This window comes from Silicimonas lutimaris (assembly GCF_047314965.1).
Taxonomy (GTDB): Bacteria; Pseudomonadota; Alphaproteobacteria; order Rhodobacterales; family Rhodobacteraceae; genus JAVJUV01.
This window is the reverse complement of sequence record NZ_JBLBVK010000049.1, coordinates 81,696-95,066: the sequence shown is the minus strand read 5'-3', so window position 1 is coordinate 95,066 and position 13,371 is coordinate 81,696. Positions and strand designations below refer to the sequence as shown.

The 13,371-nt window shown below is 60.7% G+C and carries 13 protein-coding genes and 1 tRNA gene; 5 read left to right on the top strand and 9 right to left on the bottom strand.

The features are described 5' to 3' along the window. Positions 1–37: 37 nt before the first annotated feature. The gene (locus tag ACKLNI_RS11495) at positions 38–871 is read right to left on the bottom strand and encodes an N-formylglutamate amidohydrolase (RefSeq protein ID WP_413719236.1); all 834 of its coding nucleotides are present in this window, start codon (positions 869–871) and stop codon (positions 38–40) included. 171 nt (positions 872–1,042) lie between these two features. On the opposite strand from ACKLNI_RS11495, the gene ACKLNI_RS11490 reads away from it, so the two are divergent. The 4 genes from ACKLNI_RS11490 to ACKLNI_RS11475 all read left to right on the top strand — a co-directional run bounded on the left by ACKLNI_RS11490 (position 1,043) and on the right by ACKLNI_RS11475 (position 3,166). Continuing rightward, positions 1,043–1,117 (top strand) — tRNA-Val (locus ACKLNI_RS11490). Positions 1,118–1,196: 79 nt separating this feature from the next. Continuing rightward, positions 1,197–1,322: a type B 50S ribosomal protein L36 gene (gene ykgO / locus ACKLNI_RS11485; RefSeq protein WP_005850168.1), complete on the top strand. Its 126-nt coding sequence runs from the start codon at positions 1,197–1,199 to the stop codon at positions 1,320–1,322. 92 nt (positions 1,323–1,414) lie between these two features. Then, complete coding sequence (locus tag ACKLNI_RS11480; RefSeq protein WP_413719209.1) at positions 1,415–2,191, top strand: methyltransferase domain-containing protein; 777 nt, start codon at positions 1,415–1,417, stop codon at positions 2,189–2,191. A 288-nt stretch (positions 2,192–2,479) separates the two neighbouring features. Further along, positions 2,480–3,166, top strand: coding sequence for a hypothetical protein (locus ACKLNI_RS11475; RefSeq protein WP_413719208.1), 687 nt, complete (start codon positions 2,480–2,482; stop codon positions 3,164–3,166). Between the two features lie 48 nt (positions 3,167–3,214). On the opposite strand, the gene pnp is transcribed toward ACKLNI_RS11475, so the two are convergent. Beyond that, entirely contained in the window at positions 3,215–5,353 is a 2,139-nt protein-coding gene (pnp, locus tag ACKLNI_RS11470) for a polyribonucleotide nucleotidyltransferase (protein ID WP_413719207.1), read from the bottom strand. Between the two features lie 216 nt (positions 5,354–5,569). Next, complete coding sequence (locus ACKLNI_RS11465) at positions 5,570–5,989, bottom strand: DUF3775 domain-containing protein (protein WP_413719206.1); 420 nt, start codon at positions 5,987–5,989, stop codon at positions 5,570–5,572. Between the two features lie 76 nt (positions 5,990–6,065). On the opposite strand from ACKLNI_RS11465, the gene ACKLNI_RS11460 reads away from it, so the two are divergent. Continuing rightward, on the top strand, positions 6,066–6,812 hold the full coding sequence (locus ACKLNI_RS11460) for a hypothetical protein (RefSeq protein WP_413719205.1): 747 nt from the start codon (positions 6,066–6,068) through the stop codon (positions 6,810–6,812). Between the two features lie 7 nt (positions 6,813–6,819). On the opposite strand, the gene ACKLNI_RS11455 is transcribed toward ACKLNI_RS11460, so the two are convergent. From ACKLNI_RS11455 to truB, 6 genes are all read right to left on the bottom strand, one after another. Then, positions 6,820–7,923 (bottom strand): THUMP domain-containing class I SAM-dependent RNA methyltransferase, encoded by a 1,104-nt coding sequence (locus ACKLNI_RS11455; RefSeq protein ID WP_413719204.1) that lies wholly within the window; start codon positions 7,921–7,923, stop codon positions 6,820–6,822. Between the two features lie 76 nt (positions 7,924–7,999). Continuing rightward, complete coding sequence (gene rpsO, locus ACKLNI_RS11450; RefSeq protein WP_413719203.1) at positions 8,000–8,269, bottom strand: 30S ribosomal protein S15; 270 nt, start codon at positions 8,267–8,269, stop codon at positions 8,000–8,002. A 173-nt stretch (positions 8,270–8,442) separates the two neighbouring features. Beyond that, entirely contained in the window at positions 8,443–10,383 is a 1,941-nt protein-coding gene (locus tag ACKLNI_RS11445) for a phospholipase D-like domain-containing protein (RefSeq protein WP_413719202.1), read from the bottom strand. Between the two features lie 62 nt (positions 10,384–10,445). Then, the gene (locus ACKLNI_RS11440) at positions 10,446–11,309 is read right to left on the bottom strand and encodes a YiiX/YebB-like N1pC/P60 family cysteine hydrolase (RefSeq protein ID WP_413719201.1); all 864 of its coding nucleotides are present in this window, start codon (positions 11,307–11,309) and stop codon (positions 10,446–10,448) included. Between the two features lie 578 nt (positions 11,310–11,887). Next, complete coding sequence (locus ACKLNI_RS11435; protein ID WP_413719200.1) at positions 11,888–12,433, bottom strand: DUF1643 domain-containing protein; 546 nt, start codon at positions 12,431–12,433, stop codon at positions 11,888–11,890. Continuing rightward, entirely contained in the window at positions 12,430–13,335 is a 906-nt protein-coding gene (truB, locus tag ACKLNI_RS11430; protein ID WP_413719199.1) for a tRNA pseudouridine(55) synthase TruB, read from the bottom strand. The genes ACKLNI_RS11435 and truB overlap by 4 nt, the downstream gene beginning before the upstream one ends. Between the last annotated feature and the right edge of the window lie 36 nt (positions 13,336–13,371).

The window sequence follows — 13,371 nt, the reverse complement described above, 5'->3', positions numbered from 1 at the left end:
TTTCATTTCAGTCTATTGATGCTCGTCAGCGCGCCTGTCATTCGGCGGCGAGCGCAACATCCGCGCGACCAATGTTAGTTATCGATTCGACAACCTTGTCGATGACCGACTTGAAGGCGTCGAAGTTGGCGTTCGGCCGTATCGCCTGTTCGTTCATGTAGAGCGCACGGTCGATCTCGATCTGGATCGCATGCTGTCCTCGGCCTGGGCGTCCGTAATGCTGCGTCACATAAGCGCCGGCAAATGGTGCGTTGCGGGCGACCCGAAGTCCTGCGGCCTCAAACGCGGCTTCCACGCGATCGACAATCTCGGACGATGCCGCAGCGCCAAACCTGTCGCCCAAGACAATATCCGGACGGCGACCTTGCGGGTGACCGATGGACTCGATCGCTTCATGCGGCATCGAATGGCAGTCGATCAGAATAGCCTCGCCAAACATGACCAGGCTGTCTCGGAGCAACTGGTCGATCGCGTCGTGCCATGGCTTCCAGTGGGTGTCGATTCGCGTCTGCGCCTCGCGAAGCGTGATCTTTCCGCGATAAATGGCGCGGCCGTTGGCAACCACGCGCGGCACCACGCCAAGCCCCGAACTGACGCGCGGGTTGTGCGCGGATCGGCTTATGCCTTCGATCAGCGATGGGTCCAACTCGTCGGAGGAGCGATTGACGTCGATCCAGGCGCGCGGTGCGGTCGCCGCGAGAAGTGGTGCACCGCAAAGAGGGGCGCTCTCGAACAGCCTGTCCACGAAAGCATCTTCGGAAGACCGAAGGGTCTTTTCGTCGAGAACCGATTTACGGACGAAATTCCAAGGATAGTCCCTGCCGGAATGCGGAGACGCAAAGACGACACTGGTCGTCCTGATATCCGGCATGGTCAATCGGTAAGCCAAGTCACGCGTCTCCTTTCAGGCTGCAGTATAAGCGACAAAATACGGACGCCAAAAGCCCTTGAAGTGCTTTCTGGTTACGATTATAGAGCCACGAACCGGCGCGGGGCCTGCCCCGCGTCTTGTTCTTTTGAACAGGACGGACGCGACGGACAAGGGCGATTAGCTCAGCGGTAGAGCACTTCGTTGACATCGAAGGGGTCACTGGTTCGATCCCAGTATCGCCCACCATTCACCGCCTTTTCCCCAAGGGGAATAGGCAGAACCGAAACAAAGGCGCAAATCAGCGCCGCGACAGAGGAGAGGACCCATGAAGGTTCGCAACTCGCTCCGCTCGCTGAAGAACCGGCACCGCGACTGCCGCGTCGTGCGCCGCAAGGGCCGTGTCTACGTGATCAACAAGACACAGCGTCGGTTCAAGGCACGTCAGGGCTGATTCGTCCCAGGCATCGGAAAAAAGGCCGCCCAATGGGCGGCCTTTTTTGCTTTTGATCCGTCTTTGGGTACAATCGCTACCGGAGGCCTCGGATGCTGAGATTCGATGATGCGACGACGGCGGTCCTTGAGCGAGCCTATCAGGGTGCCGACTTCCGAAACCGCAGGCAGGCATCCTTTGATGCTCTCGCGCCTGTCGCGGGCGAACGTTTGATAGATATTGGCTGCGGAAACGGTCTTCTTACCCGTGAACTCGCACTGGCCGTAGGACCAGAAGGACAGGTCATCGGCATAGACCCAAGCGCCGAGATGCTGGCGCTGGCCGAGGACCGGATCCGAGACCTCGAAAATGTTCAAATCATCGAAGGCACTGCCGAAACGCTCCCTTTGGAGGATGGTTCGCTTGATGGAGCGCTGTCGCTCCAGGTGTTCGAGTATCTTGAAGATCCTTCGATCAGTCTCCGGGAAACTCACCGCGTGCTCCGCCGCGGCGGTCGCCTTGTGTTGGGAGACATGCATTTTGGCACACTGGCGTGGTACAGTGACGACCCGGAAAGGATGGAGCGGATGTGCAAGTCGTGGGATAGGCACGTCGCAGACAACGCTTTGCCGGCGAAGTTGCCGGGGCTCCTCCGAGAGGCGGGATTCGAGATTGCCTCGGTGGAACCACTCACATTCGTGGACACAACGCTCCGGCCTGACGGTATAGCCCGAATGATGATGATTCTGATGGAGAACTACGCCGTTTCAAACGGCCACGTTCCCGCCGACGAGGCCAGGGCCTGGGTTGAAGAGCAGGAAGACCTCGCCGCTCAAGGGCGGTTCTTTCAGACGCTCACCCACTTTGTCGTTTCCGCGCGCAAGCTCTGATCCGGAAGGTCTGAAGGACACCTGCGCGCCCCTTTCCTCGTCCTTGTCCGCGAACGTGGCCTTTTTCGCTTCGGCGCAGGAGATCGCGCGCCGGTTCGCAAAAAATGTCCTGCAAAGAGAGCTGTGAACGGGAAGAATCCGCTGCGGACAATCTCCTGATGTTCTGCGCGATCGGTCAAAACCCATGAACTTTGAGTGAACACACGTCCACCAACGTTTCGGTAAAGTCTGAAGTTCTGAGGCGTTCTCGGCCATTTTTCCGTCACAATGCTGGCCTAGCCAGCTCTCATGACCAGAAAATTCGAAATCGGCCTTGGGTTGCTCGCGCTTCTTTGTTTCGTCGCCGCGGCGAATGCGCGTCTGGGCTTCTGGGGCTCTGAAACCGGAAGCAGCGGTGGCACGCATGCATCGTTGTTCCTGGCCGCGGGGCTTGCCTTTGCCGGCTTTGCCGTGTCTTCCCTCGAGATCGCTCCGCGCCTCAGGCAGCGTGGCCTTTCACGTCCCGAAGGTCTGGAACGAAGGCGGCTGATCGTGGCCATCGTCTATGTTGCACGGTCCTGCGATGGTGCATCGCCCCGCGACGTTGCCGAAGTCTACAAGTCGGTTACCGGAGAGGAGCTGGAAAAAGGCGAGGTCGCCAAGGCCGTCGCTTTTCTGCGTACAGCAAGGGGGGCGCCGCTTGAGCGGATTCTCTCCAAGATTGCCGACAAGGAAGAGAAAGAGCGCATTCTTGCGGGTGCCTGCCAGCTCTGGTTCCACCATGGCGCCGAGTCCGAAAGAGCGACGCGGGCAATCGAGAGGGTTGCAGGTGCGCTCGGTTTGGAAGGCAACGATATAAACGCGGCGTTGGATGCCCCCTGGTCCACCGATGCGTCGCGCCTGTTCCGGGATATCGAAAGCATCGCTCGTCGTACCGTCAGCCGCGCGACATCCGAGGCGCAGCGCATCACGACGCGTATCCGCGGCATAGGGTAGAATCGAAAAGGCCCGCCGAAGCGGGCCTTTCCGGTGGAGTTGCGGGGGTTATTCCGCGTCTTCCTTTTCTTCTTTCGCGACTTCCTCGCCGGTCGCCTGATCGACGACCTTCATCGACAGACGGACCTTGCCGCGGTCGTCGAAGCCCAGAAGCTTGACCCAGACCTCCTGGCCCTCCTTCAGAACGTCGGAAGGATGGTTCAGGCGCTTGTTCTCGATCTGGCTGACGTGGACCAGCCCGTCGCGCTTGCCGAAGAAGTTCACGAAGGCGCCGAAATCGACGATCTTGACGACCTTGCCCTTGTAGACCTTGCCCTCTTCCGGCTCAGCCACGATCGAATAGATCATGTCATAGGCCTTCTGGATGGCTTCGCCGTTCGGCGAGGCGATCTTGATGACACCGTCGTCGTTGATATCGACCTTGGCGCCGGAGGTCTCGACGATCTCCCGGATCACCTTACCGCCCGAGCCGATCACTTCGCGGATCTTGTCGGTCGGGATAGTCATCGTCTCGATGCGCGGCGCATGCTCGGAGAAACCCTTGGCGCCGGAAAGCGCCTTGTTCATTTCCCCAAGGATGTGCATCCGACCATCTTTCGCCTGCGCGAGAGCGGACTTCATGATCTCGGGCGTGATGCCCGCAACCTTGATGTCCATCTGCAACGAAGTGATGCCGTTCTCGGTGCCCGCGACCTTGAAGTCCATGTCGCCCAGGTGATCCTCGTCGCCCAGGATGTCGGTCAGAACGGCATAGGACCCGTCCTCTTCCAACACCAGTCCCATGGCCACGCCGGCAACCGCCGACTTCAGAGGAACACCGGCATCCATCATCGACAGTGAACCGCCACAGACTGACGCCATCGAGGACGACCCGTTGGATTCGGTGATCTCCGAGACCACGCGGATCGTATAGGGGAAGTCCGTTGCCGGAGGCAGAACGGCCTGCAGTGCGCGCCAGGCCAGCTTGCCATGGCCGATTTCGCGTCGGCCCGGAGGGCCAAAGCGGCCAACCTCGCCGACCGAGTAGGGCGGGAAGTTGTAGTGCAGCAGGAAGTTCGAACGGAAGTTGCCGTGCAGCGCGTCGATGATCTGCTCATCGTCGCCGGTGCCCAGCGTGGTGACCACGAGGCCCTGCGTCTCGCCACGGGTGAACAGCGCCGAACCGTGGGTCCGGGGCAGCAGGCCCGTTTCGGCCACGATCGGGCGAACCTGATCGGTGGCGCGGCCATCGATGCGGCGACCGTTCTTGACCACGTCGCCCCGCAGGATCGACGATTCCAGTTTCTTCAGAGCAGTACCGAGGTTCTTGTCCTCAAGCTGCTCTTCGGTCAGCGCGGCCTTGATCGCTTCCTTGGCGGCGGCGACTGCGGCAACGCGCTCCTGCTTGTCGGTGATCGCATATGCGGCACGCATCTGATCTTCACCGGCTGCCTTCACGGCTTCGTAGATCGCCGAGTAGTCCGGCGGGGTGAAGTCGAACGGCTCTTTCGCTGCGTCCTCGGCCAGATCGATGATCAGGTCGATGACGGGTTGAATCTGCTCGTGTGCGAACGTGACAGCGCCCAGCATCTCGTCTTCCGAAAGCTCATAGGCTTCCGACTCGACCATCATGACGGCGTCCTTGGTACCGGCAACCACCAGGTCCAGACGCTGGTCGGGGGTGTTCCGAAGATCATGCATGTCGTCGACCGTCGGGTTCAGAACGTACTCGCCATCCTCGAAGCCCACGCGGCAGCCCGCGATCGGGCCCATGAATGGTGCGCCCGACAGCGTCAGAGCGGCGGAAGCGGCGATCATGGCGACGATATCGGGATCGTTGACGAGGTCGTGCGACAGCACGGTGCAGATCACGAGGACTTCGTTCTTGAAGCCGTCGACGAACAGCGGACGGATCGGGCGGTCGATCAGGCGAGAGGTCAGCGTCTCTTTTTCGGTCGGACGGGCTTCGCGCTTGAAGAATCCACCGGGGATTTTACCGGCAGCGTAGTATCTCTCGTTGTAGTGGACCGTCAGCGGGAAGAAGTCCTGGTCGGGTCTTGCTTCCTTGGCAAAGGTCACGTTGGCCATAACGGAGGTTTCGCCATAGGTGGCGATGACCGAACCGTCGGCCTGGCGGGCGATCTTGCCCGTTTCCAGTGTCAGCGTTTCTTCGCCCCACTGGATGGATTTCTTAACTTGGTTGAACATCTATCGTTTCCTGTTTGGGCCGGCTCGGCGGTCCGAGTGCCCGTTTGAATGGCGGCCCCATTGCCGCCGACCCCTATCCTTCGCATCACGCCGGGGTCCGTGCGTCACGTCTCAGATAGGCGCGCCATACAGGAGTTTGGTGCGATTGGAAACACAAACACGCACCCTTTTCGCGAAGAGGGCTTGGCATGTGTTGTGCCGGGGTCGGGCTCCGGCTCAGACGTTCAGTTCGTTGTAGCCCGAGCAATCCCTGCCGATGCGGGACAGACCTTCTTCCAGGTAGTCGGCCAGCAGCGGCGTTCCGACAAGATATTGCGCCGTGTGATCGTTGTGTTCGTCGGTCGCAATCTGCTGTGCTTCGGCCCAGTCGTCCGGTCCCTCGTCGCGGCCCAGCCACATGATCGCGACCAGATCGATCTGCGCGCCCTGGTTCAGGTCGGAAATGTAGGAAATCATCTCCGCCTCCGCAGGTCCGGTCCCCACCCCGAACTGATGTGCCTTCGAGATGATGAAGCATACGGTATCCAACGGAACGCGAATCTCCGGCTGTTCGATGTCGGGTGTCTGGTGGCTGAGTGTCATGTGCGCGTCCTCCGATCCTGTCGCAGCATGGCTCAGCTTTATGTCCTGCGGCATGACGCAGGTCAAATTATTGCGGGACCGGGCGCAAGGCGAGGCTCGACATTTTTTCCCAGGTGCCCATCATTATTGAATGCTGCGGTTCCTAATCGTCCTTCTTGGGTTCACATACGCCGCGACCGGTCATGCCGACGCGACCCGTTCACGTGCCGAGGCGTCCGAACGCCCCGTGCTGATCGTGGATCGCAGGCCTCAGTCGATCTCGCTGTATTTCTCGGTGCCGGCCTCTGACCTTGAATCGGTCTTTGGGGCGGGGGCCGAGGGGCTCTTGGGTAGCGATGGCACCGTTGATATCGAAGGTCTCTACGAAGGCACCTTTGTGCTTGCCGATGAGGTCTTTTCTTCCGTTCAGGCCAGCATCGAAGGTACGCCCGTGCCCTTCGAAGGCATCTCCATGATGGTGCACGATCCAGACGCGCTTCCGGCATTCGAGACGCCGTGGGATGGCGAGACATCGATCGCGGTTTGTACCTCTCCCGAGACAGTCGACAAGATGGGGCTCGAAGAGCTTCAGGCCTATCTCGGTTACTTCGCGTGGAAAGTGAACAGCCTCGCGCCGCTCGTTCTGGTCTTCCCGAAACTCGGCTCCGCTGAACGCGAGATCGAGATCCGTGAATTCTGGAACATGCAGCACATCGGTACGCGCGTGGAGACGCATGAGGACGGCGGAACACTGGTGCTGGAGCCGGGGCAGGGCCAAAGCCTTGGGTTCATCACACTCTGGCTTCTTGCCTTCGCCAGCCTGAGTCTCGGATCTCTCTTGCTCGTCATGCACTTCCGGCAACGCGGCAAACAGACCGGCGGAACGGGCGCGACTTGAAGATCGGCTAAAGAGGGTCCGTACGGTACAGTCTGATCTTGGTGCCACCGTGATCGACGACGGGCCCCGTATCCGCCCACTTGAGCCCCGTGGCGCGTGCTAGGCCCGGCTCGGAGGTGATCAGGCCGACACGCCATCCCTTGAACGACTCGCGCATGCGCTGTCCGAATGCGGCATAGAGACCGTGAAGGGGCGCCTTGCTGCCAATCCTGCCGCCGTAAGGGGCATTCACGATCACGAGTCCGGGCAGTCCTTCGGGCGGCGCGGCTTCACTGATGGGGACACAGGCGAACTCCGTTACCAACTCCACGCCGGCACGGGCCGCGTTGGCCTCGCTCATGCGGACCGCACCCTGATCCCTATCGGATCCCTTGAACCGAAGCGGCGTGATCTTCGGGGCTGACGGTACGCGCATGGCTTCCCACGCAACCCGGTCGAACGAAGCGAGCTTCTCAAAAGCAAAGGTTCTCTCACGGCCCGGCAAAAGTCCAAGTGCGATCTCTGCGGCCTCGATCACGAAAGTGCCCGAGCCACACATCGGATCGCAGACGGGTTCCGAACCGTTGTATCCCGCCGATCTCAGAAGCAGCGCTGCAAGCGTTTCCCGCATCGGCGCCTTGTTCACCTGAACCTTCAGGCCGCGCTTGTGGAGGCTCTCTCCCGAACTGTCGACGCTGATGGTGCAAAGATCGTCTTCTATCCGGACTTTCAGGACGATAGAGGCGTCGGCCGAGAGCGGGAGTCCTGCGGCGCGGAGCGCACCCTCGATGCGCTGCGCCGCAGCCTTGTCGTGATAGATCCGGGATTTCCGGCAGGTGGCTTCGACCCGCACGGGCGCGTCAGGGCGCAGCCAATCGCCCCACGGCAGTTTCTTGGCGCGCTTGTCCAACTGTGCCAGGTGCATCGCCCGGAACTCGGCCAACCGCACCAGGACTCGGGTCGCGCCACGGAGTGTCAGGTTCGCCCGCCAGACCTCGGACCAGGCACCGCGCAGGGTAACGCCCCCGGGTACCGCGCCGACGACGGCAAAGTGGGCGTCGCGGGCCTCATCGGCCAGCCAGGGTTCAAGTCCGGGCGCGCACACCAAGAATATGTCGAACTCTTCGCTCATCGGACTCTTATGCCATCCCTGAAATCAAAAAGGCCACGCGCGATGCGTGGCCTTTTCGGAAATCTGTCTTTTTGCCTTAGCGGCGCAGACCCAGACGCTCGATCAGCGACTGATAGCGGGCCTCGTCCTTGGCTTTGACATAGTCGAGCAGCTTCCGGCGCGTGGCGACCATCTTCAGAAGGCCACGGCGTCCGTGGTTGTCTTTCTTGTGGGTCTTGAAGTGCTCGGTTAGCGTCGCGATGCGCGACGACAGGATGGCGACCTGAACCTCTGGCGAACCGGTGTCACCGTCCTTGAGGCCGAAATCCTTGATAAGCTTTGTTTTTTCTTCAGCAGTAATCGACATCGGGGTCCCCTTTCGAAAGAGTGATGGCGCAGGCCGGGATGTCGTCCAGCAGGGCCCTTGGAGTAAGAAGCCGCCTATAGGACAGCTTTGACCGGTTTGAAAGCCTTTTTTTCCTTGGGCTGCGCTTTGGCAATAGCAAGACCGATCGGAACTTCGTGCGAAGCGGAACTTAATCAGAATACCGAACGCAGCCAGCGCCAGTTATAGAGCGCATCACTGAGAGGATGCTTCGGTTCATCCGGCGTCAACCTCCGTGCGGACTTTCTGTACTCCTCGACGACGTCGAGAAGTGCCGTGACTTGCGGAGTGTCAAGAAAGACCAGCCCGTTCTCTGTATCATGCCAGAAAGCGCGATGATCGAGATTGGTGCTGGTTGTGACGGCCAGTCTCCTGTCGATCACCATCATCTTCGTATGCATCATGAGCGGCCTGGGAAAGTATTCCTCGATCTCGAACACTCCGGCGAAGTTCGCCGCATATCGGCGGTTCAGCGCGGTGATGACGAAACCGGCAGGGTCCGTCGATTCAAGCCGCACCACCATCCGCACCGGCACGCCGCGCTGTCGCGCCCTGAGGAGAGCTGCCTGGATCTGCTCGGGCGGGTTCAGATAGGGCGTGACGATCAGTACCTCTTCCGATGCGGCATCTATCGCGTCGGCGAACCAGCGTATCTGGTCGCGTCCGTCGGCCCAGGGGAGCGACAGGTAATGCCGCATCCCGCGAACCCGCTCCGTGCGCCCGGGCCGGAAGGGTCCGACATGCTGCGTTTCAGCGTCGCGGTTCCACAGGGCCAGGTGATGCGCGGCTACGCTGCGTACGGCCTCGTCATCGCGCAGCTCGACCTCAAGGTCCTCGTAGACCGAATAGAACCCGACGTCCTGAAAGCCTTCCTCGTCATAGGTATGAAGGTAGGGCCAGTCCGTCAGATCGAACGGGCTTGAAAAGAAGAACCCGTCATGGAGATTTCGCCCTCCGAAAATGTATCGTGAGCGCCCTTTCTCCGGGGACAGAACAAGGAAGGCACGGGTGTGCTGAACCCGGTGAAACCGGTTGACCAGGTCTCCGGGCCTGGCAAGCCCGGGATTGCGCCACTTGTAGTATTGAATCTGGATATTCGGGTAGCGCGCCGAGAGAGAGTCGTAGAATGCGCGGTCCTTTTCGGTCATGACCAATCTGGTCACAAGGATTCGTACCTGCGCTCCCCGCATCGCGTGGTATGCCAGCATGCGTGCCGTCAGATATCCGACGAAATCTGCCCGCACATGCAGGTAAGACAGCTGGATCACGTCAATCTTGGGTGCACGCGAGAAGTCGAGGGGCAAATCAGGGTTCCCGCTGGCAAGAAGGTCATGGGATACCTTGCTTCCCGTTAAAGCTTCGATCCGCGCATTCAGCGCGTCCAGCGGGTCGCCGTGCAGACTGACGCGACCTGGGGCAATTGGGCAGGTCTGAAGCATCGGGCCTTCGTCGAGAAATACCCGCTGAAGGGGATCCAGCCGAAGCTCCGGGTCTGCCCGGCACCTGAGCGGAGCACGCGTGACATCCGACAACTCAGGCAGAACTTCGCTCTCTGGCCGAAGGGTAATCTTGTACCCATCTCCCCATTCCAAATGGCAGGTCCCGGTTTCCGGTCGCCAGTCAATCGTTGTTGTTCGGGCTCGGCGTGGCGGTACATCGACTTTCCGTGTCCTGCCGGGAAGCAAGTGAAGCCTCGATAAGTTGGCACGGCGTAGCGCTGCGGGCCCTTCGCAGCGCAACTCGACCGAGATTGGCTGGCGCGATAGGGCTTCGAGCCGAACCATGGAGCGGTCCGCATTTGCGTCCGGTATCACGAACTGCGCATCTTGGCGCTTCGGTCCTTCCGGCGACAGGTAGACCGTCCCCTCGCTTGTGCGCCAGGCGCCCCCCGCCTTTGAAGGTACGCCGCCTTCGAGGATTCCATATCCCTCGCGCGGAGAGCATCCCATCACCGACACAAGCAGCACCGCAGCCAGCGTCCCTATCAAATGACGGGGAATCACGGCCGCCGACGTTGCACGCGGTCGCGCTGCAATAACGCGATATCCGGCGTGGCCCGTCTCACCTGTCCAGCCATTGGGAGACCTGCGGCGCAAGAGGCTTTCTCTTCGGGTCAAAAGCTCGTCTCGAACGGCGAGGGGATTGAACCAAACCCGGATCACTGTTCCACAACCTGCTCTACGCCTGGCCACGCCCGCCGCACGTCCCAAGCAAGTTCCTGCGCTGAAAGCACGCGCACGCCGCCCCTCGCCGTCGCCTTCACATAACCGACCATTCCAAAGGCCAGCTCGCCCGAAAGTGCACCCGCAGCGATTGCGTCGATCAATATCGTCTCCCGCCCGATGACCTCCGTTCGGGGAAGATTGATCTCCGGGAACATCAGTTCGATCAACTCCGCACAGAACAGCGCTGAGGGATCGCTCGCATCAAATCGCATATCGAATGGAACACCCATTTGCCCAATGCCCCGGCGCAACGCGTCCTTGCGGTCGATTCCGCGCGGTCTCAGGGCCAAAAGGGCATCGGTATTCAGGACAATGTCCGGTTGTGCAAGGCGGACGCCGCCGTCGACCGCTTCAAGGAAGACCGCCCCACCGGAGATTTCGCCCTTCCAGGGCGCAAGTGCGGGTAGACCCCAAAGTCCCGACGCCCGAAGTTGGTCTTGGGTCCCCAGGTAGATTGCGCCGTGGGTGAACTGACCCGGTATGAGAACCCCGGACATCCGGTTCTTGGAGTTCATGAACACGACGTCCAGCGGCCGGAGATTGTCCAGTATCATTTCCTGCGCCCTGTGATGTCGCTTCAGGCGTCCGGGTCGCAGTTGCAGGCTGCCAAGCCTGCGCATGACCTCTGAATTGTTGTCAGCGGTCCTGATCACCCAATCGGGATAGAAACCGGCCCGGTCGCAGCATCCAGCGACAATCTCCGCAGGGGACTGCGTTGAAGGTTCGGCAACCGGGATACTCCTTGACGCTCCGCACCCCGACAGCAGGATCGCGAGGATCAAGGCAACGGGGCGCATCAGGAAAACCTCGGCCGATGGCTTGCCGAACCGGGCATAGGACCTCTACCGCTGTCGCCCGCAAGAACGAGAGGTCTGGTCTGACCGAAATCATTCCGCCAAGCGCTGGAAACTCGATCCATGATCTTCCCCGGAATTGAACTTCATCTCGAAGTTGCGCGAATGGTGGGGGTATCCAAATGCACTCGTATTTCCCAATTGGCTTGCCTGGGCTGGCACCAGTTTGTTGCCAAAGGGAGCGTTGCCTTGATCAAGCGTCAGCAATCACGCCATCAACCGCTTTGATATGCATAGTTGGCATTTACAAGAAAATTCATTGAATTTCCCGCATATTTTCTTCCGAAGAATAGCTCGGCTCCTTCATCAGGTTTCATTTCTGCGAAATTGTCGGCCAAGAAAACGAATGCGGTCCGGCGCTTCCCGAAAGGTTTTCTACATCTCTTTGGGATAGACAGGGTCTCAGCCGCGTGGGGCGGCCGCTCCAGAAGGGATGCGAAAAACCTTGGAAGGGGCGGCGGACCCGCGATGCGGGATGGCAAAGCCGGTGGTGTCTTGGGCGGCGTGACGCGGAGGGTTTGTCACGTCGTGCCCGGCCACCGGCCCGCCGTAATCGCGTTCCAGTCCACCGGCTGTGCCGAATAGGGCATGTAAAGCGGGTGGCGCGGATGCCCGTCCTTCGTCAGGCCAAGCACCTGAACCCGTTTGGGACAGGCGGCCAGAAGCCCGCCGAACCATTTGTCCTGATCCCGGTGCACACCGTGAACGCCCCAGGCGCAAAGGATGTCGTCCGCCCAATCGAAGCCTTCCCGAAGCTGCGCCTCATTGTCAGGCCCCACTGGCCGGCGCGCGCAACGCAGGCGCGCCGGATTCGTCTCGCGCAGCGCGAACAGATTGCAGACCCGGAACGACCCGTAGCCCAGAAGCCGGGCGCGCCGTTCACAACGTTCGATCGTGGGATCGTTCGCCAACTCGGTGGCCTTCGAAGGGTTCAGCATGACGTAAAGCAGTCGCGATCCCTTGGCATCCCACGCGCGGGTCAGCGAATAACGATACTTTTCGCAAGGAGAATATACCGCTTCGCTTGATGTGCCTCCGGCGGCGTGGGTCCGAAGGATCAGGCTCACAGGTTGAAGACGCGGGACGGATGCAATTCTCCGGCCCTATAGGTGCCGACAGCCACGGGTTGACCCTGGTAGGAAGCCCAGGCCAGTTCGCCATAATCGACGTCGGCAGCCAGAACCATGCCCGGATTGCCGTTGCGCATCCGCGCCGCGCCCTCGGCAGTGGCCGGGAGTTCCGGCAAATCGGTCAGCCCGGCCTCCAGTGGCAGCAGCAGCCCATTGATGTCCGGGGATTTCGCCAGCCGTTCGACCTCCTCCAGCGTTACAGCATCTTCCAGTTCGAACGGACCCGACCAGATTCGGCGCAGCGCGGTCACATGGCCCAGGCAACCCAGCATCTCGCCAAGGTCTCGCGCGATCGAGCGAACATATCCGCCTTTGCCGCAAACCATTTCTAGAACGGCATGATGCGGGTCGGTGCGCTCCTCCAGCGTAAGGCTTTCGACGAAGAGGGGACGGGCAGCGATCTCGACCTCTTCGCCCGCGCGTGCCAGTGCATAGGCACGCTCGCCATCGATCTTCACCGCCGAAAACTTTGGCGGCACCTGCATGATGTCACCCTCGAACGCCGCCAGCGCGTCGCGGATTTCTTGGTCCGATGGCCGCTGCTCTGACGTGGCGATGATTTCGCCCTCGGCATCGTCGGTATTCGTCGCCGCGCCGAAGCGCACGGTGAAACGATAGGCCTTCATGGCGTCGGTGATGAACGGCACTGTCTTCGTGGCCTCGCCGAGCGCAATCGCAAGCACTCCCGTCGCCGCCGGGTCCAGGGTTCCGGCATGGCCCGCCTTGTTCGCGTCAAAGGCCCACCGTACCTTGTTCACTACGGCTGTCGACGTCATCCCGTACGGTTTGTCCACAACCAGCCAGCCGGAAATGTCCCGTCCTTTTTTTCGCCGTCCCATGACATGACCTCTTTCTCCGAGGGGCGTCTGCTAACG